The organism is Micromonospora marina (assembly GCF_900091565.1).
GTDB classification, from domain to species: domain Bacteria; phylum Actinomycetota; class Actinomycetes; order Mycobacteriales; family Micromonosporaceae; genus Micromonospora; species Micromonospora marina.
This window is the reverse complement of the sequence record NZ_FMCV01000005.1, coordinates 285,366-303,351: the sequence shown is the minus strand read 5'-3', so window position 1 is coordinate 303,351 and position 17,986 is coordinate 285,366. Positions and strand designations below refer to the sequence as shown.

16 protein-coding genes are annotated in these 17,986 nt (G+C 73.7%); 14 read left to right on the top strand and 2 right to left on the bottom strand.

Annotated elements, in window-relative coordinates; all coding sequences use genetic code 11:
- Positions 1-159: 159 nt before the first annotated feature.
- Together GA0070215_RS09900 and GA0070215_RS09895 are read left to right on the top strand one after the other, a co-directional pair.
- On the top strand, positions 160-576 hold the full coding sequence (locus tag GA0070215_RS09900; protein ID WP_091044278.1) for a hypothetical protein: 417 nt from the start codon (positions 160-162) through the stop codon (positions 574-576).
- A gap of 104 nt (positions 577-680) precedes the next feature.
- Positions 681-1,850: an alkaline phosphatase PhoX gene (locus GA0070215_RS09895; RefSeq protein ID WP_091044274.1), complete on the top strand. Its 1,170-nt coding sequence runs from the start codon at positions 681-683 to the stop codon at positions 1,848-1,850.
- A gap of 9 nt (positions 1,851-1,859) precedes the next feature.
- Here GA0070215_RS09895 and GA0070215_RS09890 read toward each other — a convergent pair whose 3' ends face one another.
- On the bottom strand, positions 1,860-2,702 hold the full coding sequence (locus GA0070215_RS09890) for a YhjD/YihY/BrkB family envelope integrity protein (RefSeq protein ID WP_018785842.1): 843 nt from the start codon (positions 2,700-2,702) through the stop codon (positions 1,860-1,862).
- Positions 2,703-2,753: 51 nt separating this feature from the next.
- On the opposite strand from GA0070215_RS09890, the gene GA0070215_RS09885 reads away from it, so the two are divergent.
- The 6 genes from GA0070215_RS09885 to ispG all read left to right on the top strand — a co-directional run bounded on the left by GA0070215_RS09885 (position 2,754) and on the right by ispG (position 7,814).
- Positions 2,754-3,299 carry a GNAT family N-acetyltransferase gene (locus tag GA0070215_RS09885; RefSeq protein ID WP_091044270.1) on the top strand — a complete coding sequence of 182 codons (546 nt, stop codon included), beginning with the start codon at positions 2,754-2,756 and terminating at the stop codon, positions 3,297-3,299.
- A 126-nt stretch (positions 3,300-3,425) separates the two neighbouring features.
- Entirely contained in the window at positions 3,426-3,635 is a 210-nt protein-coding gene (locus GA0070215_RS09880) for a hypothetical protein (protein WP_231394761.1), read from the top strand.
- Positions 3,632-4,036: a type II toxin-antitoxin system VapC family toxin gene (locus GA0070215_RS09875; protein ID WP_091044267.1), complete on the top strand. Its 405-nt coding sequence runs from the start codon at positions 3,632-3,634 to the stop codon at positions 4,034-4,036. The genes GA0070215_RS09880 and GA0070215_RS09875 overlap by 4 nt, the downstream gene beginning before the upstream one ends.
- 137 nt (positions 4,037-4,173) lie before the next feature.
- Positions 4,174-5,388 (top strand): 1-deoxy-D-xylulose-5-phosphate reductoisomerase, encoded by a 1,215-nt coding sequence (gene dxr, locus GA0070215_RS09870; protein WP_091044265.1) that lies wholly within the window; start codon positions 4,174-4,176, stop codon positions 5,386-5,388.
- Positions 5,385-6,629 carry a M50 family metallopeptidase gene (locus tag GA0070215_RS09865; RefSeq protein WP_018785846.1) on the top strand — a complete coding sequence of 415 codons (1,245 nt, stop codon included), beginning with the start codon at positions 5,385-5,387 and terminating at the stop codon, positions 6,627-6,629. Before dxr ends, GA0070215_RS09865 begins: the two co-directional genes overlap by 4 nt.
- Before the next feature lie 9 nt (positions 6,630-6,638).
- Complete coding sequence (gene ispG / locus GA0070215_RS09860; protein WP_026267996.1) at positions 6,639-7,814, top strand: flavodoxin-dependent (E)-4-hydroxy-3-methylbut-2-enyl-diphosphate synthase; 1,176 nt, start codon at positions 6,639-6,641, stop codon at positions 7,812-7,814.
- Positions 7,815-7,936: 122 nt separating this feature from the next.
- Here the strand turns inward: ispG and GA0070215_RS09855 are convergent, their stop codons facing one another.
- Positions 7,937-8,524 carry a PadR family transcriptional regulator gene (locus tag GA0070215_RS09855; RefSeq protein WP_091044262.1) on the bottom strand — a complete coding sequence of 196 codons (588 nt, stop codon included), beginning with the start codon at positions 8,522-8,524 and terminating at the stop codon, positions 7,937-7,939.
- Between the two features lie 122 nt (positions 8,525-8,646).
- Between GA0070215_RS09855 and GA0070215_RS09850 the strand changes: the two genes are divergently transcribed.
- From GA0070215_RS09850 to GA0070215_RS09825, 6 genes are all read left to right on the top strand, one after another.
- On the top strand, positions 8,647-9,873 hold the full coding sequence (locus GA0070215_RS09850; RefSeq protein ID WP_091044259.1) for an MFS transporter: 1,227 nt from the start codon (positions 8,647-8,649) through the stop codon (positions 9,871-9,873).
- 64 nt (positions 9,874-9,937) lie between these two features.
- The gene (locus GA0070215_RS09845; protein ID WP_018785850.1) at positions 9,938-10,777 is read left to right on the top strand and encodes a GNAT family N-acetyltransferase; all 840 of its coding nucleotides are present in this window, start codon (positions 9,938-9,940) and stop codon (positions 10,775-10,777) included.
- 76 nt (positions 10,778-10,853) lie between these two features.
- Complete coding sequence (locus GA0070215_RS09840; protein ID WP_244166928.1) at positions 10,854-11,588, top strand: ATP-binding cassette domain-containing protein; 735 nt, start codon at positions 10,854-10,856, stop codon at positions 11,586-11,588.
- Complete coding sequence (locus tag GA0070215_RS09835) at positions 11,585-13,735, top strand: YhgE/Pip domain-containing protein (RefSeq protein ID WP_091044251.1); 2,151 nt, start codon at positions 11,585-11,587, stop codon at positions 13,733-13,735. The genes GA0070215_RS09840 and GA0070215_RS09835 overlap by 4 nt, the downstream gene beginning before the upstream one ends.
- Positions 13,736-13,745: 10 nt before the next feature.
- Positions 13,746-14,339 carry a TetR/AcrR family transcriptional regulator gene (locus tag GA0070215_RS09830; protein ID WP_091044248.1) on the top strand — a complete coding sequence of 198 codons (594 nt, stop codon included), beginning with the start codon at positions 13,746-13,748 and terminating at the stop codon, positions 14,337-14,339.
- A gap of 89 nt (positions 14,340-14,428) precedes the next feature.
- Entirely contained in the window at positions 14,429-17,914 is a 3,486-nt protein-coding gene (locus GA0070215_RS09825) for an ATP-binding cassette domain-containing protein (RefSeq protein ID WP_091044246.1), read from the top strand.
- Positions 17,915-17,986: the final 72 nt, after the last annotated feature.

Here is a 17,986-nt window from a genome sequence, read left to right as displayed (position 1 = left end):
TCACGGCCCTCGCTTCGCTCGGTGCGTTCGCTCATGCTGTGCGGGCTGGGCATGCGCTCACGGCCCTCGCTTCGCTCGGTGCGTTCGCTCATGCTCGCGCAGCCTATCCGCGGCCGGGCCCCGACGGGAGGTTCGCGGCGGGGCGCTACCGTTCCGGGCATGTCCCCGGCTGTCCAGATCGCGCTCGCGGTGACGCTCGTCGTGGTGCTCCTCCTCCTGCTCGTGCTGCGGCGCGACCGGCCCCGGGATCTGGTCGTCCCCGATCGCCCGGCTGGCGACGGGCAGGTCGAGGTGCTCCGGCTGGCCCGCGCGGGGCGTACGGTCGAGGCGGTCAGGGTGCTCCGCCGGCAGACCGGGCTGCCGCTGCTGGACGCGAAGCGGGCGGTGGACGCGCTGGTGGCCGGCGGATCCTGGTCGCCGGGCGGCCCGGTGCCGGGACGGGGCGTCGACGACGCGGTGCGGGCCGAGGCCGCGCGGCTGCTGCACCGGGGCCGGAAGATCCAGGCGATCAAGGTGGTGCGGGAGCACACGCACATGTCGCTCGCCGACGCCAAGCGGTACGTCGAGGGACTCTGACGCCGGACGGCCGTCACCGGGCGTTCACCCGGTAGTGGCAGTTGTCGATGCTTTTCTGTCCTACCGTCGACGGGAAACCCACCGCCTCCGGGAGGTAATCCCCGATGGATCGTCGTACCGTCCTGCGTGCCACCGCCGCCGGTGGCGCCGCTGCTTTCGCCGGTGCTCTCTGGGCCGCCGCGGCCGCCCGGGCCCAGCCCGCCCAGCCCGGCTCCGGCCCGTACGGCGACCTGCTGGCCGCCGACGCCAACGGCCTCCAGTTGCCGGCCGGCTTCACCAGCCGGGTGATCGCGCGTTCCGGGCAGCGGGTCGCCGGCACCTCGTACACCTGGCACCCGGCGCCGGACGGCGGCGCCTGCTTCCCGTCCGGCACCGGCTGGATCTACGTCTCCAACTCGGAGGTTCCGCTCGTCGGCGGCGCCTCGGCGGTGCGGTTCGCCGCCGACGGCGCCATCGTCGCCGCGTACCGGATCCTCGGCGGCACGAACGTCAACTGCGCCGGTGGGCCGACCCCGTGGGGAACCTGGCTGTCCTGCGAGGAGGTGCCGCTGGGACGGGTCTTCGAGACCTGGCCCGAGGGCGGCCGGTCCGGCGAGGAGCGGACCCGGATGGGCCGCTTCAAGCACGAGGCGGCGGCCTGCGACCCGGTGCGCCGGGTGGTCTACCTGACCGAGGACGAGGGGGACGGCTGCTTCTACCGGTTCGTCCCGGACACCTGGGGCGACCTGCGTACCGGCAAGGTGCAGGTGCTGTGCGCCCCGGACGGCCAGGTGACCGGGCCGGTGACCTGGCGGGACCTGCCGGACCGCGACGGGTTCCCGGTGCCCACCCGCTACCAGGTGGGCGCGGCGCAGACGTTCGACGGCGGCGAGGGCTGCTGGTACGCGGACGACACCTGCTGGTTCACCACCAAGGGCGACAACCGGGTGTGGGCGTACGACGCGGTGAACCAGCGGCTCGACCTCGCGTACGACGACTCGCTGGTGCCGGCCGGGGCCGCGCCGCTGACCGGCGTCGACAACATCACCGGCACCGCGGGAGGTGACCTCTACGTGGCCGAGGACGGCGGCAACATGGAGATCAACATGATCACGCCGGCCGGTGTGGTGACCCCGTTCCTGCGGCTGCTCGGGCAGGCCGAGTCGGAACTCACCGGGCCGGCGTTCTCCCCGGACGGCAGCCGGCTCTACTTCTCCTCGCAGCGCGGCACCAGCGGCGCCCGGGTCGGCACCGGCGGCATCACGTACGAGGTACGCGGCCCGTTCCGGCGCTGACCCGTACCGTCAGGGGCGGGCCGCCTCCCGGGTGGCCCGCCACCGGCTCGCCGCCAGCGTGGCCGAGTAGCCGGACAGCACGATCACGTGGAACAGGTACAGCCAGAGCAGCACCGCCACGCCGCCGCCGATCTCGTCGAACCCGCCGAACGGCACGCCCAGGTCCAGCGGCAGCGAGCAGAACAGCACGAAACCGTGCAGGAAGCCGGACAGGTTCGCCGCCGTGAACGAACCCAGGCCCACCGTGACGAGCCAGTCCGGGGAGGCCGGGCCGACCACCCGGAACACCCAGATCAGCACCGGCGTGAGCACCAGCCACACCGCCAGGAACGACAGCACCACGCCGAGTGCGCCGATCCAGCCGCCCTGGCGCACCAGCCGGGTGGTCATCGGCAGCCCGAGCAGGATCGACAGTAGTAGCGCCGGGGCCGGCGCCAGCAGCGGGAGCAGCAGCAGGCGACCCCGCCAGCCGACGAGCGCGCCGGACTCGGCGCGCGGCTCGGCCACCGAGACGAACGCGCGGCGCAGCCCTTCGCCGTACAGGGAGGCGGGCAGCAGCGAGGCCAGTGCCAGCAGCGGGGTCAGCCCCAGCCCGGCCTCGACGAGCGCGGCCGCCGCCCGGTGCGCGCCGATCTCCGTGGGCAGCGTGTCGATGGCGTACCCGGTCAGCCGCCGCACCCGGTCCGCCCCGGCGAGCAGCCCGGTCAGCCAGATCGCCAGCAGCGCCACCGGCACCACGGCGATCGCGCTGTAGAAGGTGATCGCGGCGGCGTGCAGCGACAGGTCCCGGCCACGGACCGGCCGGAACGCCGCAGCCGTGATCCGCTTGGTCCGCTCCCACCCGTCGCCCATCGCCCTCTCGTTCCCCGTACGACCCCGCGCCACGCATTACGATCCGGCGGCATGACGATCGCCACGACCGAGCGGCTGGTGCTGCGGGACTGGACCGAGTCGCCAGGCGACCTGGGCCGGATCTACGACATCTATTCCCGAGACGAGGTGATGCGCTGGCTGGGCGGCGGCAAGGGGCGGATGACCGACCCGTCCGAGGCGCTCGAACGGGTCCGGATGTGGCACGAACGCTGGACGCCGTACGCCGGCCGCTGGGGCCTGTGGGCGATCGAGCCGCGTGCCGGCGGACCGGTGGCCGGGAGCATCCTGCTCAAGCCGCTACCGGGACGCGACGGGGTCACGCTGACCGACGACATCGAGGTCGGCTGGCACCTGCACCCCGACGCCCAGGGCCGCGGCTACGCCACCGAGGCGGCCCGCGCAGTGCTGGAGCGCGAGTTCGCCACCGGCACCCCGCGGGTGTACGCGGTGGTGATGGCCGGGAACGACCCGTCGATGGCGGTGGCCCGGCGGCTCGGTATGACGCACGCGGGTGTGCGCACCGACTGGTACGGCGGCGCCGAACTGGAGACCTTCGTCCTGGAGCGCCCCGCCTGACCGTGCGGAGAGAGAGGGGCGCACAGGGTGCGACCGGCGGCTCCGGGAACGTGTGAGCCTCGGGTGCGATCAGCAGGTTTCCGCGCCGCCAGGTGAGAGGATGAAGCACTCAGTGAGGTGCAGAAGGTGAGCGCCCCCATGTCGACCGACGCCGAGCGCAACCCGGACTGGCCGGGCACGGTTCACGTGCCGGCTGACGAACTCGCACGTCGCCAGGGCGTCGAGCCGGTCACCAGTCTCGACGACCTCGCCCGTCCGGACCTGATCGAATCGGACGAGGAACTGGAACGCTTCCTCGCCGACCTGTACGCCTCACGGCGCGAGGGACTGGCTTGAGCATCGTCGTCCTGGACACCGACGTGGCATCGGCCATTCTGCGAGGCCGGGTCGACGAGCGGTTGAGAGCGCGGCTGACCGGGGCGACCCTCGCCATCACCTTCGTGACGCTGGGAGAGCTGACCAGATGGACCGTGGTGCGGAGCTGGGGCCCGCGCAGGTTGGCTGACCTCGCGCGCTGGCGGCGGAACCTGGTCCTGTTGCCTTTCGACGAGACCGTCGCGGTGCGTTGGGGGCGAATTCAGGCAGCGGCCCAGCTTCGTGGACGGCCGCGGCCGGTCAACGACTCATGGATCGCCGCATGCTGCCTGGTCCATCGGCTTCCGCTCGCGACGTTCAACGGCAAGGACTACGCGGACTTCACCGACCATGACGATCTCAAGCTCCTCGACCTGGCCTGACCGCGACTCCTCCGGCGGGTCGTTGGATCTGCTCGGCCGCCGGGATCAGCCCTGGACGGCCGCGCGCTGCGGCGCATCTCCGTCTCGCCGGGCACTCCGGGACGAACCGTGGTGGGGCGCTGGGGAACAATGGTCCGGTGACCACTCCCCGAGATCTCGTGCTGCTCGGTTCGACCGGCTCGATCGGCACCCAGGCCATCGACATCGTCAAGCGCAACCCGGACCGCTTCCGGGTGGTGGCGCTGGGCGCGGGTGGCGGCAACGTCGACCTGCTCGCCACGCAGGCGCTGGAGCTGGGCGTGGAGGCCGTCGGTGTGGCCCGCGCGTCCGCCGCGCAGGACCTCCAGCTGGCGTTCTACGCCGAGGCGAGCCGGCGCGGCTGGGCCACCGGCGACTTCAAGCTGCCGAAGATCGTGGCCGGGCCGGACGCGATGACCGAGCTGGCGCAGTGGCCGTGCGACGTGGTGCTCAACGGCGTGGTCGGCTCGCTGGGCCTGCCGCCGACGCTGGCCGCGCTGCGCGCCGGTCGTACCCTCGCCCTGGCCAACAAGGAGTCCCTGGTGGCCGGCGGCCCGTTGGTCAAGGCGGCCCTGACACGGCCGGGGCAGCTCGTCCCGGTCGACAGCGAGCACACGGCGATGGCCCAGTGCCTGCGCTCCGGCACCCGTCCGGAGGTCCGCCGACTGATCGTGACCGCCAGCGGCGGCCCGTTCCGGGGCCGGCGGCGCGACGAGTTGATGGAGGTCACGCCGGAGCAGGCGCTGGCGCACCCGACCTGGAACATGGGGCCGGTCATCACGATCAACTCCGCCACCATGGTCAACAAGGCGCTGGAGGTGATCGAGGCGCACGAGCTGTTCGACGTGCCCTACGCCGACATCGAGGTGATGGTCCACCCCACCTCCGTGATCCACTCGATGGTCGAGTTCGTGGACGGCTCCACGATCGCCCAGGCCAGCCCGCCGGACATGCGGCTGCCCATCGCGGTCGCGCTCGGCTGGCCGGACCGGGTGCCGGGGGCCGCCGCCGCGGTCGACTGGACGAAGGCCCACACCTGGGAGTTCTTCCCGCTCGACGACGCGGCGTTCCCGGCGGTCGCGCTGGCCAAGGCGGCGGGTGAGGCCGGGCGCTGCCGCCCGGCGATCTACAACGCGGCGAACGAGGAGTGCGTGGCGGCGTTCGTCGCGGGCCGGTTGCCGTTCCTCGGCATCGTCGACACCCTCCAGCGGGTGCTGGAGGACGCTCCCGATTTCGACGAACCAGGTACCGTCGAGGACGTGCTCGCCGCCGAGTCGTGGGCACGGGCGCACGCCCAGGAGATCATCGTCGGGTCGGTGGAAGGAGCTCGATGAGCTATCTGCTCGGGGTGGTGCTGTTCGCCCTCGCGATCCTCATCTCGGTGAGCCTGCACGAGGCGGGGCACATGCTGACCGCCAAGGCGTTCGGGATGAAGGTCACCCGCTACTTCGTCGGCTTCGGCCCGACGCTCTGGTCGTTCAGGCGGGGTGAGACCGAGTACGGCATCAAGGGCATCCCGCTCGGCGGCTTCTGCAAGATCGTCGGCATGACACCGCAGGACGACGACGTCGAGCCCGGGGACGAGAAGCGCGCCATGTGGCGCTACCCGGTGTGGAAGCGGACGATCGTGATGTCCGCGGGTTCGATCACCCACTTCGCCCTGGCCCTGGTCGCCCTCTGGATCATCGCGGTGTCGGTCGGGCTGCCGAACCCGAAGTTCCCCACCACCGAGGCCGGCTACCGGGCCGAACCGGCGGTGATCGCCCCCGTCCCGTGCGTCACGGTGGACAAGGTCCGCGCCTGCCAGCCCGGCGACCCGGCCAGCCCGGCCGAGAAGGCCCAGCTCAAGGAGGGCGACCGGATCACCGCGGTGAACGGCAAGCCGGTCTCCACCTGGGGCGACATGCTCGACGTGGTCCGCGCCACCCCGCCCGGCGCGGTCACCGTCACCTACCTGCGCGACGGCACCTCGCAGGACGCCAGGGTCGACCTGGCCGCGGTGCAGCGCCCGCCGCTGGGCGACCCGGAGGGCGCCACCTCGCCGGTCTCCGCGCTCGGCGTGGTGCTCTCGCCCACCACCCCGACCCGGGTCGAGTACGGCCCGGTCGCCGCGTTCGGCGCCACCGCCGACTTCACCGGCAACATGGCCGTGCAGACCGCGCAGGCCATGCAGCGCATCCCGCAGAAGGTGCCGGCGTTGTGGGACGCGATCACCGGCGGCGAGCGCGACGTGGACACCCCGATCAGCGTGGTCGGCGCCAGCCGGCTCGGCGGCGAGGCCGTGGAGAACAACGCCTGGCTGGTGTTCTTCATGCTCTTCGTGTCGCTGAACTTCTTCATCGGCGTGTTCAACCTGCTGCCGTTGCTCCCGCTGGACGGTGGCCACATCGCCATCGCCTGGTTCGAACGGGCGCGGTCCTGGCTCTACGCGCGCATCGGCCGCTCCGACCCGGGCCGCGTCGACTACCTCAAACTCATGCCGTTCACGTACGCGGTGATCCTGATCGGTGGCGCGTTCACGCTGCTGACCGTCACCGCTGATGTCATCAACCCGATCACGCTCTTCTCAAGGTGAGTGCCTGAAGTGACCGCTGTCAGTCTCGGTATGCCCCCCGTACCGCCGCCGCCGCTGGCCCCGCGCCGGGCCAGCCGCCAGATCATGGTCGGTTCGGTGCCGGTCGGTGGTGGCGCGCCGGTCTCGGTGCAGTCCATGACCACCACCCTCACCGCCGACGTCAACGCCACGCTCCAGCAGATCGCCGAGCTGACCGCGTCCGGCTGCCAGATCGTCCGGGTCGCCGTGCCGTCGCAGGACGACGTGGAGGCGCTGCCCGCGATCGCCAGGAAGTCGCAGATCCCGGTGATCGCCGACATCCACTTCCAGCCGAAGTACGTCTTCGCCGCGATCGACGCCGGCTGCGCCGCGGTGCGGGTGAACCCGGGCAACATCCGGCAGTTCGACGACAAGGTCAAGGAGATCGCGCGGGCCGCCGGCGACGCGGGCGTGCCGATCCGGATCGGCGTCAACGCCGGCTCGCTGGACAAGCGCCTGTTGGCCAAGTACGGCAAGGCCACCGCCGAGGCCCTGGTGGAGTCGGCGCTGTGGGAGTGCTCGCTGTTCGAGGAGCACGGCTACCGGGACATCAAGATCTCGGTCAAGCACAACGACCCGGTGGTGATGATCCGCGCGTACCGGCTGCTGGCCGAGAAGTGCGACTACCCGCTGCACCTCGGCGTCACCGAGGCGGGCCCGGCGTTCCAGGGCACGATCAAGTCGGCGGTGGCGTTCGGCGCGCTGCTGGCCGAGGGCATCGGCGACACCATCCGGGTCTCGCTGTCCGCCCCGCCGGTCGAGGAGATCAAGGTCGGCGCCGCGATCCTGGAGTCGCTGGGCCTGCGTGAGCGTGGCCTGGAGATCGTCTCCTGCCCGTCCTGCGGCCGGGCGCAGGTCGACGTCTACAAGTTGGCCGAGGAGGTCACCGCCGGCCTGGAGGGCCTGCCGGTGCCGCTGCGCGTCGCGGTCATGGGCTGCGTGGTGAACGGTCCGGGTGAGGCCCGCGAGGCCGACCTGGGCGTGGCCTCCGGCAACGGGAAGGGCCAGATCTTCGTCAAGGGCAAGGTCGTCAAGACGGTGCCCGAGGCGCAGATCGTGGAGACGCTGATCGAGGAGGCGCTGCGGATCGCCGACGAGATGGGCGCCGAGATCCCCGAGGAGCTGCGCGACCTGGTGCCGGGTGGTGCCACTGTCACCGTGCACTGATCCGCTCTCCGCGTCGCCGTGCGGCCGTCCCCGGGCATCGGGGGCGGCCGCACGCGCGTTCGCGGACCGGTGCGCACGGCGTCACCGCGCGCCGGGTGTGTCCGGGTCGCGCCGCCCGGCGCTCACTCGGACTCGGCGAGGATGGCGTAGAGCTTGCGCCGGGTCTCGTCGAGGACCTGCACGGCGCGGGCGCGCTGGTCGTCGGTGCCGGTGGTCATCACCTGCCGCAGCGCCTGCATGGCCTGCGCGCCGGCGTCGCGGATGTCGTGCCAGCTGTTTACTGTCTGCTCGGCGAACTCCGCCCACGGCGGGGCCTGCGCCGCGCCGGTCGCCTCGGCCTGCCCCGCCTCGGTCAGCGCGAACCGCTTGCGCCCGCCCTCGGAGTCGGCGGCGGTCGCGATGACGCCCTCGTCCTCCAGCAGTTGCAGCGTCGGGTAGATCGAGCCGGGGCTGGGCCGCCAGGCCCCGCCGGTGCGGGAGTCGATCTCCTGGATCATCTCGTAGCCGTGCATCGGCCGCTCGGTGAGCAGGGCCAGCACGGCGCCGCGGACGTTCGGCCGCCGTCCGCGTCCCCGGCCGCCTCGGCCCCGCCCGCGACCGTGCGGTCCGGCGGAGAAGGGCGGCGGGCCCGGGGGTTCGGGCGGGAATCCGAAGCCGCCGTGGCGGCGCATCTCGTCGTGCACGGCGTGCATGCGTCGATGGAAACCCATCAGTCGTTCTCCTTCTGTCGGTGTGTCGCTGATGCATCAACGATATATCGGCAATGCATCGCCGACAAGACGTCGGGCAGACGGGAATGCAAACCGTACGTACGTCTTGCTAATGTGCCGGTGTGCGCCTGCTCCCCGAACCGGGCCCGTCCCGGACCCTCGCCCTCTCCACGCTCGTCAACACCGTCGGGCGGGGCACCTGGCTCACCGCCAGCGCACTGTTCCTCACCCGGTCGGTAGGGCTCTCGGTGACCCAGGTCGGTGTGGCGCTCACCCTCACGGCGCTGGTCAGCCTCGTGGCGAGCACGCCGATGGGCTACCTCGCCGACCGCCTCGGCCCGCGCGGCCTCCAGCTGGCCGCGCTGCTCGCCTCGGCCGGGTGCACGGCCGCCCTGGTCGCGGTGCGCTCGTTCACCGGCTTCCTGGTCGTCGGCATGCTGATGGCGGTCGCCGACGCGGGCACCCGTGGCGCCCGGGGCGCGCTGATCGCCGGTGCCGTCCCACCCGACCAGCGGGTCCGCACCCGCGCCTACCTGCGCGCTGTCACAAACGTCGGGATCTCGGTGGGCACCGTGCTGGCCGGGTTCGCGCTCGCCGCCGACACCCGCGGCGCGTACGTCACGCTGATCCTGCTCGACGCCGCCACGTATCTGCTGGCGGCGGCGGTGCTGCTGCGGCTCCCGCCGATGCCGCCGGTGCCCGCCCCGGCGCACGGGCCCCGGCTGATCGCGCTGCGGGACCGCCCCTTCCTCGCCTTCACCGTGCTGGACGGGCTCATGTCCATGCACTTCTCGCTGATCAACATCGCCCTGCCGCTGTGGATCGCCGGGCACACCACCGCGCCGAACTGGCTGATCTCCGCCTGCCTGCTGGTCAACACCGTGGTGGTGATCCTGTTCCAGGTCCGGGCCTCGCGGGGCACCGAGGACCTGACCGGCGCGGGCCGGGCCGCCCGGCGGGCGGGCGTCCTGCTGGCGGCCGCGTGCGCGCTGTTCGCGGCCGGTGGCGGGGTGCCGGTCGCCTTCGCGGTGCCGCTGCTGCTGGCCGGTGCGCTGGTGCACGTCGTGGGGGAGTTGTGGCACGCGGCGGCCGGCTGGGGCATCTCCTTCGGCCTGGCCCCGGCGCACGCGCACGGGCAGTACCAGGGCGCGTACGGGATGGGCATGCAGCTCGGCTCGATGGTCGCCCCGGTGGTCGTGACCACGCTCGCGATCGGGTGGGGCGTGCCCGGGTGGCTGGTGCTCGGCGTGGTGTTCCTGCTGCTCGGCGTGCTGGTGCCGCCGGTGGTGCGGTGGGCCGCCCGGACCCGGCCGCCGGCGCCCGAACCGGTGCCGGCGGCTGCGGGTTGAGCGCGGTGCGGCAGGTGCCCGGTCGGCCCGCGCGCGCCGGGGTGGATCTGGCAGGCTGGTAGCCGTGCTCACGGTGCCGGTACGCCAACTGGGGGAGTCGGAGCGCCGCGCGGTCGAGCGGCTGCTCGACCTCGACCCGTACGCCGGCGCGCAGGTCGCCGAGCGGGTGGCGGCACGCGGGCTGGCGTGGTGGCGGGCCGAGGCGCGGATCCTCGGGTACGGCTCCCGCCGGCACCTGGAGTCGATCTGCTGGCTGGGCGGCAACCTCACCCCGGTGCTCGCGTCCGAGTCGGCGGTGACCGCGTTCGCCGACCAGCTGAGCGCCGAGGAGCGGCTCTGTTCCTCGATCGTGGGCAGTGCCGACGCGGTGCTCGGGCTCTGGGACCGCCTCTCCGCCTACTGGGGGCCGGCTCGGGACGTACGCCCGAACCAGCCGCTGCTGGCCACCGACGCGCTGCCCGCCGTGGCGCCCGACCCGCAGGTCCGGCGGGTGCGCGGCAACGAGGTCGACCGGCTGTTCCCGGCGGCGGTGGCGATGTACACCGAGGAGGTCGGGGTGTCGCCGCTGGCGGAGGACGGCGGGCGTGGTTACCGGCGGCGGGTGACCGAGCTGGTGCGCGCCGGCCGCGCCTACGCCCGTTTCGTCGACGGGCGGGTGGTCTTCAAGGCGGAGCTGGCGGTGGTGACCCGCCGGACCGCGCAGGTGCAGGGCGTCTGGGTGGCACCCGAGTGGCGTGGCCGGGGCATCGCCACCGCCGCGATGGCCGCGGTGGTCCGCGACGCGCTGGCCCGGGTCGCGCCCACCGTGAGCCTCTACGTCAACGACTTCAACCTGCCCGCCCGCCGGGTCTACGAGCGCTGCGGTTTCCGCCCGGTCGGCACGCTCGCCACAGTGCTGTTCTGAGGATCACTCCCGCCGGACCGTCCCGAACCGGACAACCGGCGCTATGCTGGGCATGTTTTTATACTGACCAGTCAGTTTGGAATTCGGGTTCCTGATGAACATCGTCGAGGCCCGCGGCCTGGGGCTGCGCACCCGCCGGGGCTGGGTCTACCGGGATGTCGACCTCACCGCCGCGAGCGGTGAGCTGCACGCCGTCACCGGCCCGCCGGGCAGCGGGCGCACCTCGTTGCTGCTCGCGCTGGCCGGGCGCTTCCCGCACAACCACGGTGAGCTGCGCCGCCGCGGCCCGGCAGCGCTCGGGCAGGTGGCGGGCGTGCACGAGCCCGATCCGACGCTCACCGTCGCCGAGCACATCACCGAACGACTGCTGCTGCTCGGCCCGGTGCCGCGCCGTCGGCGCCGGCTCGTCCCGGTGGCAGCGGTCCGGGCCCGCCGGGCCTACCGCCGTGACGCCTACGCCGCCGCCGTCGCCGGCGCCGGGCTCACCGACGAGCCGCTGGACCCCGGCCGGTACGGCAGAGACCTCACGCCGGTCGAACGGCAGGTGCTCGGGCTGGTGCTCGCCGGCCTCGGCGGCCCCGGCCTGATCGTCGCCGACGACGTGGACGCCGGTGCCGACCGACCCGAGCGGGAGTGGATGTGGGGCGCGCTGGAACGCCTCGCCGGCCAGGGGTACGCCGTGGTCGCCAGCGCCCGCGCCGTCGAACCCGGGGTCGCCGCCACCGTGCACCGCGTCGGCGACCCGGCAGTGCCCGTCCCCGCCCTTCCCACCGAGCCCGCTCCCGCCGAACCCGCCGAGGTGCCCGCATGAGCGTCCTGCGACTGGCCCTGTTCGAGCTGCGCCGGATGACCCGGGGCCGGCTGCCCCGCGCCGCCCTCGCGGTGCTCACCGTCGTCCCGCTGCTCTACGGCGCGCTCTACCTGTACGCGTTCTGGGATCCGTACGGGAAGATGGACCGGATTCCGGTCGCCCTGGTCGACGCCGACCGCCCGGCCGCCGCCGGTGACGGCAGCGAGGTGCACGCCGGCCGCGACCTGACCGAGAAGCTGCTCGACCGCAAGGTGTTCGGCTGGACCGTCACCGACCAGGCCGACGCCACGAAGGGGCTGCGCGACGGGCGCTACCACCTGATCTTCTCCATTCCGGAGGACTTCTCCGCCACCCTCGCCGCCGGTCCGGAACCGGACCGCCCGGCCCGGCAGGGCGAACTGAAGGTCGTCAACGACGACGCCACCAACTACCTCTCCGGCCTGCTCGCCCGGTCGGCGTTCAGCGAGATCCGGGCCGCCGCCGCGCAGAGCACCGCCGCCACGTACTTCGACCGGATGTTGATCGGCTTCACCGACGCCAAGGCCGAGACCGGGCGCGCCGCCGACGGCGCCGGCAGGATCGCGGACGGGCTCGGCAGCTCCCAGCAGGGCGCGGACGAACTCGCCGACGGGCTCGGTGACGCAGGGAACGGCGCCGGGCAGCTCGCCGGTGGGCTGAGCCAGTCGGTCCAGGGCGCGGACAAGCTCGCCAAGGGCCTCGACCAACTGCGTACCGGCGCGGCCCAGCTCGCCGACGGCGCCGGGCGGGCGGCCACCGAGACCAGGGCGGCGGCGGCCACCGTGAACGCCGCCGCCGACAGGTACGAGCCGGTGCTGCGCCGCAACGCCGACAGGATCGAGAAGGCGGCCACGCTGGTCGCCGACGGCGCGCAGCAGCTCGCCGCCGGTCTGGACGCGCTGCCGGGCCGGGCCGCCGAGGTGGTCGCCACCGCCGAGGAGGTCCGCGACCGGCTCGACGCGGTCGCGAAGGAACACCCCGAACTGGCCGACGACCCGGACTTCGCCGCCGCCCGCAAGGCCGCCGACCGGGCCGTCACGCAGGCCCGCTCGGTGGTGGCCGCGCTGGACGAGACCGACATGGCCACGCTGCGCAAGCAGATGACCGACGTGTCGAAGACCGCCCGCGAGGTCGCCGCCGCCGCGCCGCACCTGGCCGACGACGTCGCCTCCGCCCGCGCGAAGGTCAACGAGCTGGCCGGCGGGCTCGCCACGCTTGCCCAGGGCAGCGCCGAGCTCCGCGACGGGCTGGGCGACGCGTCGACCGGCGCGAACGGGCTGCGCGGCGGCCTCTACCGGCTCGCCAGCGGCGCCCGCCAGCTCGACGGCGGCCTGGCCCAGCTCGGCAGCGGCAGCAACCGCCTGTTCGACGGGCTGACCCGGCTGGAGGGCGGCGCCGGTGACCTCGCCGACGGGCTCGCCGCGGGGGAGCGGAAACTGCCCGGGTACGACGACGCGGCCACGCGCGCCGAGGTCCTCGGTGACCCGGTCGGCCTGATCCGCGACTCGCAGAACCCGGCCGGCTCGTACGGCGTGGGCTTCGCCCCGTACTTCCTGTCGCTGGCGCTCTGGGTCGGCGCGATGATCACGTACATGCTGTTGCGGCCGGTCAACCGGCGGCACGTGATGTCCGGCGCGCCCGGCTGGCGGGTCGTGCTCGCCGGGTGGCTCCCGGCCGCGGCGATCGGGCTGGCCCAGGTCACTGTGCTCTACACGGTGGTGACGCTGGCGCTCGGGCTCGGCCCGCGGCACGGGCCGGCCACGTTCGGGCTGCTCGCCCTCACCTCGCTGGCGTTCACCGCGATCATGCAACTGCTCGGCGTGGCGCTCGGCCCGGCCGGCCGGCTGGCCGCCCTGGCGCTGCTGATGCTCCAGCTCACCTCGTCCGGCGGTACCTACCCGGTGCAGACCTCGCCCGGCTTCTTCCAGGCGGTCCACCCCTGGCTGCCGATGACGTACGTGGTGGACGGCCTGCGGCACACGGTCAACGGCGGCGCGACCGCCCCGGTCGTCACCGCCGCGCTGGTGCTGCTCGCGTTCGGGCTGGGCGCCATGGCGCTGACCGTCGGCGCGGCTCGCCGGTCCCGCCGCCTGACCCCGGCCAAGCTGCACCCCGAACTGACCATGTGAGGATGAGCCGGTGACGGACGGACGGACGCGCCGGCGCGAGGACACCCGCCAGCGCCTCTTCGTGGCGGCGGTGGACCTCATCGCCGAGCAGGGCTTCTCGGCCACCACCGTGGACCACATCGCGGCCCGGGCCGGCGTGGCCAAGGGGACCGTCTACTACAACTTCGAATCAAAGACCGTCCTGTTCGAGGAGCTGCTGCGGCACGGCGTCGGCCTGCTCACCGCCGAGTTCCGGGCCGCCGTCGACGGGCTGCCGCCGCTGGAGGCGCTCGGCGCGCTGGTCCGGGCCCAGCTGGAGTACATCCGCCGCTACCGCGCCTTCGCCCAGCTGCTGCTCTCGGAGATGTGGCGGACCAACCGGGAGTGGCAGCAGACGCTGCGGCTGCTGCGCGGCGAGGCCATCGCGGTGATCGCCGACACGGTGCAGGCCGGGGTGGACAGCGGTGACCTGCCCGCCGACCTGGACGTGCGTACCGCGAGTTCGGCGCTGTTCGGCGTCGGGCTGGTGGTGGCCGTGGACTGGCTGGTCTTCTCGCCGGAGCGGCCGATCGACGAGGTGCAGGAGTCGCTGCTCGGCATCGTCCGGCGGGTCGCCCGGACCTGACCAAGGGCCGGTAATTCGGTTGAATCCGGGCCGTCGTGAGGACGAGGCTGGGGACACCGCCCCACCGATCCGAGTCCGGAGGACCCTCCATGCGCCTGCTCCGAGATCTCTGGGCCACGGCGCCCCGGCGGATGGCGGCGGTCCTGCTGCTGATCGTGCTCGGCGCCGGTGGCCAGGCGGCCGCCGCCGCGCTGGCCGGGCCGGTGCTGGTGCACCGTTCGTCCGGCTGGTTCGTCGCGCTCGCCGCGGCGCTCGTCGCGGCTGTCGTCACTGACCTGCTGATCGGCCTGATCATGGCCCGGCTCACCGCCGACTGGTCGGCCGACGTGCGGCGGCGGCTCTGCCGGGTCGCGCTCGGCCAGGACCTGCCCACCCTGGAGACCACGCCGGTCGGCGAGCTGCTCGACCGGATCGACAACGACGTCTACCAGGTCGCCGCCGAGATGCGGAACACCGGCGTACGGCTGGCGCAGGGTCTCGCGGTCTGCGCCCTGTCGCTGGTGGGCGCGCTGATCGTCTGGTGGCCCGCGGGTGTCGGCATGATCCTGCTCACCGCGCTGCTCGCGGTGACGCTGCGCCGCCCGACCGCCCGTATCGCCCCGGCCCGGATGGCCGAGGAGGAGGCGTGGTCCGACCTCGCGGCCGTGATGGAGGAGGCGGTGCACGGGCAGGACGACGTGCGCACCAGCCTCGCCCGGCCGTACGTGCTGCGCCTCTACGCCCGCCGCGCGGCCGAGGTGATCGCCCGGTGCGTCCGGGTCTTCCGGCTCTCCGCGCGGGTCACCGCGATCGCCGCCGGCGCGGTCGGGCTCGGCGTCGCGGGCGTGGTGCTGGGCGGCGCGTGGGCGCTGGCCACCGGCCGGGTGGACGCCGCGCGGCTCACCGCGATCTGGCTGCTGGCCGTCGCGTTCGGCGCGACGGTCGAGCAGATCGCCCGCTGGGTGCCGCACCTGCAACAGGCGTTGGGCGCGTGGGGCCGGGTGCAACTGCTCGCCGGATCGCCGCAGGAGCCGGACGGCGGCGAGGCCCCGGTCGACGGCGACCTGACCGTGCGCGGGCTCACCTACCGCTACCCGGCCGGCGGGGACGACCGCGGGCCGGCGCTGCGCGACGTGCGTCTCGACTTCGTCCGCGGGCGCTCGTACGCCCTCGTCGGGCGGACCGGCTCGGGCAAGTCGACGCTGGCCAAGGTGCTCACCCGGGCGGTCGACGTGCCGCGCGGCGCGGTGTTCCTCGGCGGCACCGACCTGGTCGACCTGGACGTGGAGGAGCTGCGCCGGTGGATCGCCGTGGTGCCGCAGCGCACCGAGATCCTGGCCGGCACGCTCGCCGAGAACGTGGCGCTGTTCGATCCGGAACTGCTGGACGCCGCCGAGCGGGCGCTCGCCGAGCTGGGCCTGGCCGGCTGGATCGCCGAGCTGCCCGACGGCGTGCACACCCGGCTCGGCGACGGCGGGTACGTGCTCTCCGCCGGGCAGGAGCAACTCGTCGCGTTCGCCCGCATCCTGGTCCGCGACCCGCACGTGGTGATCCTCGACGAGGCCACCGCGCGGCTCGACCCGGTCACCGAGAACCGGGTACGCGAGGCCACCGAACGGCTGCTCACCGACCGGATCGGCATCGTCATCGCGCACCGGCTCTCCTCGGTGCGCCGCTGCGACGAGGTGGTGGTGATGGCCGACGGCGCGGTGCTGGAGGCCGGTCCGCTGCGCGAGTCGGCCCGCTTCGCCGAGCTGCTCGCCACCAGCCACGCCGGGGCGTACGCCGGGGTGGGCGCCCGGCGCGGCGGCGTGGACCTGCTCGACGTGCCCGCCTGGGACGACGCGCCCGCCACACCGACCGCGCCCGCGACCCGGCCGGCGGCCGTGCCGCGCGCCGACCCGCCACCGGCGCCGCCCACGCCGCCCGCGCGGACCATGCGGGAGATCTTCCGGCTGGGCACCAACGACCCGCGGTACGGCCTGCTCTCGGTCGGTCTGTTCGTCGTGATGACGGTGCTCGGCCTGGACGGCGCGGTCCTGCCGTGGCTCTGGGCCGACCTGGTCGGCGGCGGCGACCCGTGGCTGCCGGCGCTGGGCATCGTGGCCGCGCTGCTGGTGGTGCTGCCGTTGCCGTACCTGACCAACCTGTGGTTCCCGCAGTGGTGGATCCGGCAGATGCTGCGGATCAGCGCCCGGCTGGTGCACGGGCAGACCGGCGCGCGCCGGGTCAGCGGGCACACCCCGGCCGAGGTGGTGGCCCAGGGCGGCGACACCGAACGGGTGGTGCGCCTCGCCGACAACCTGATGGACCAGGTCATCTCGCTGGTCATCGTGGTCGCCATGACGCTGGTGACGGGGAGTCTCGTACCGGCGCTGTTCTTCGTCGGCACGATGGTGGTCTCCGGGCTGGCGGCGACGCTGTTCGGACCGAAGCTGGAACGCACCGCCGCCGGCACGGTGAAGGCGCGCGCCGCGTTCGCCACCGCGCTGGTCTCCGCGCTGTCCGCCGCCCGTACGGTGAAGCTGGCCGGCGCGACCCGCCCGGTGCTGCGCCACCTCGCCCGGCTGGACGAGGTCCGCAGCGAGCGGCAGCGGCGCGAGATCGCCATGCAGGTGTGGGCGCGGTCCACCCCGTCGGTGGCGAGTGGTCTGCTGCCGATCGGCGCGTGGGCGCTCTACCTGGCCGGTGAGCTGTCCGCCGGGGCCACGCTCGTGGCCGTCTCCACCCTGGGCGCAGCCCGCTGGTTCGCGTGGACCACCGCGTCACTGGTGTCGCAGTACCCGTCGGCACGGGTGTGGACCAGGCGGACGGTGGCGATGACCGGCGAGGCCGTGTACGCGGCGCCGGTGCCCGGACTGGACCTGGTCGCCGGCACCGCGCCCGCGCCCGAGCCGCCGCCCCGGCACCCGCTGCGCCGCCTGGAACTGTCCGGCTTCGGCGCGCTGCACTCCGACGGCACGCTCGCCGTCCGCGACGTCGACCTGGTGGTCGAGCGCGGACAGTTGGTGCTGGTCGTCGGCCCGGTCGGGTCCGGCAAGTCGTCGCTGCTGCGGGCGCTCGCCGGGATCGTGCACCACGTCGGCGAGCTGCGCTGGAACGGCGACCCGGTCACCGAACCGGAGATGTTCCTGCGCCCCAACCAGGTCGGGTACGTGGGCCAGCTGCCCCGGGTGCTCTCCGGCACGGTGGCCGACAACATCGCGCTCGGCCACCAGGTGGACGCCGCGGGGGCGGTCTCGACCGCCCAGCTCGAACACGACCTGGCCGCGGCCGGGGGCGGGCTCGGTCTGCTGATCGGGCACAAGGGCACCCGGTTGTCAGGCGGTCAGCTCCAGCGGCTGGCGCTGGCCCGGGCGCTCGCTCCGCGTACCGAGCTGCTGGTGGCCGACGACGTGTCGTCGGCGCTGGACGTGGGCACGGAGCTGGCGCTGTGGGCGGCGCTGCGCGAACACGGGGTCACAGTGGTCGGCTCGACCGCGAAGCGGGCCGCGCTGGTCCGGGCCGACCACGTGGTGGTGCTGATCGACGGCACGGTGGCCGACCAGGGCACCTGGACCGACCTGGAACCCCGCTGGAACCACCTGGCCGGCTGACCGCGTCTTCCTGGTTGATCATGAGGTTGGCGGCGACAAATCGGACGCCGTCCGCCGCCAACCTCATGATCG

Excerpts from the sequence above, each read along its gene's own strand:
- GA0070215_RS09900 (WP_091044278.1), top strand. The coding sequence starts at position 160 with ATGTCCCCGGCTGTCCAGATCGCGCTCGCGGTGACGCTCGTCGTGGTG.
- GA0070215_RS09895 (WP_091044274.1), top strand. The coding sequence starts at position 681 with ATGGATCGTCGTACCGTCCTGCGTGCCACCGCCGCCGGTGGCGCCGCT.
- GA0070215_RS09890 (WP_018785842.1), bottom strand. The coding sequence starts at position 2,702 with ATGGGCGACGGGTGGGAGCGGACCAAGCGGATCACGGCTGCGGCGTTC.
- GA0070215_RS09885 (WP_091044270.1), top strand. The coding sequence starts at position 2,754 with ATGACGATCGCCACGACCGAGCGGCTGGTGCTGCGGGACTGGACCGAG.
- GA0070215_RS09865 (WP_018785846.1), top strand. The coding sequence starts at position 5,385 with ATGAGCTATCTGCTCGGGGTGGTGCTGTTCGCCCTCGCGATCCTCATC.
- GA0070215_RS09855 (WP_091044262.1), bottom strand. The coding sequence starts at position 8,524 with ATGGGTTTCCATCGACGCATGCACGCCGTGCACGACGAGATGCGCCGC.
- GA0070215_RS09835 (WP_091044251.1), top strand. The coding sequence starts at position 11,585 with ATGAGCGTCCTGCGACTGGCCCTGTTCGAGCTGCGCCGGATGACCCGG.
- GA0070215_RS09825 (WP_091044246.1), top strand. The coding sequence starts at position 14,429 with ATGCGCCTGCTCCGAGATCTCTGGGCCACGGCGCCCCGGCGGATGGCG.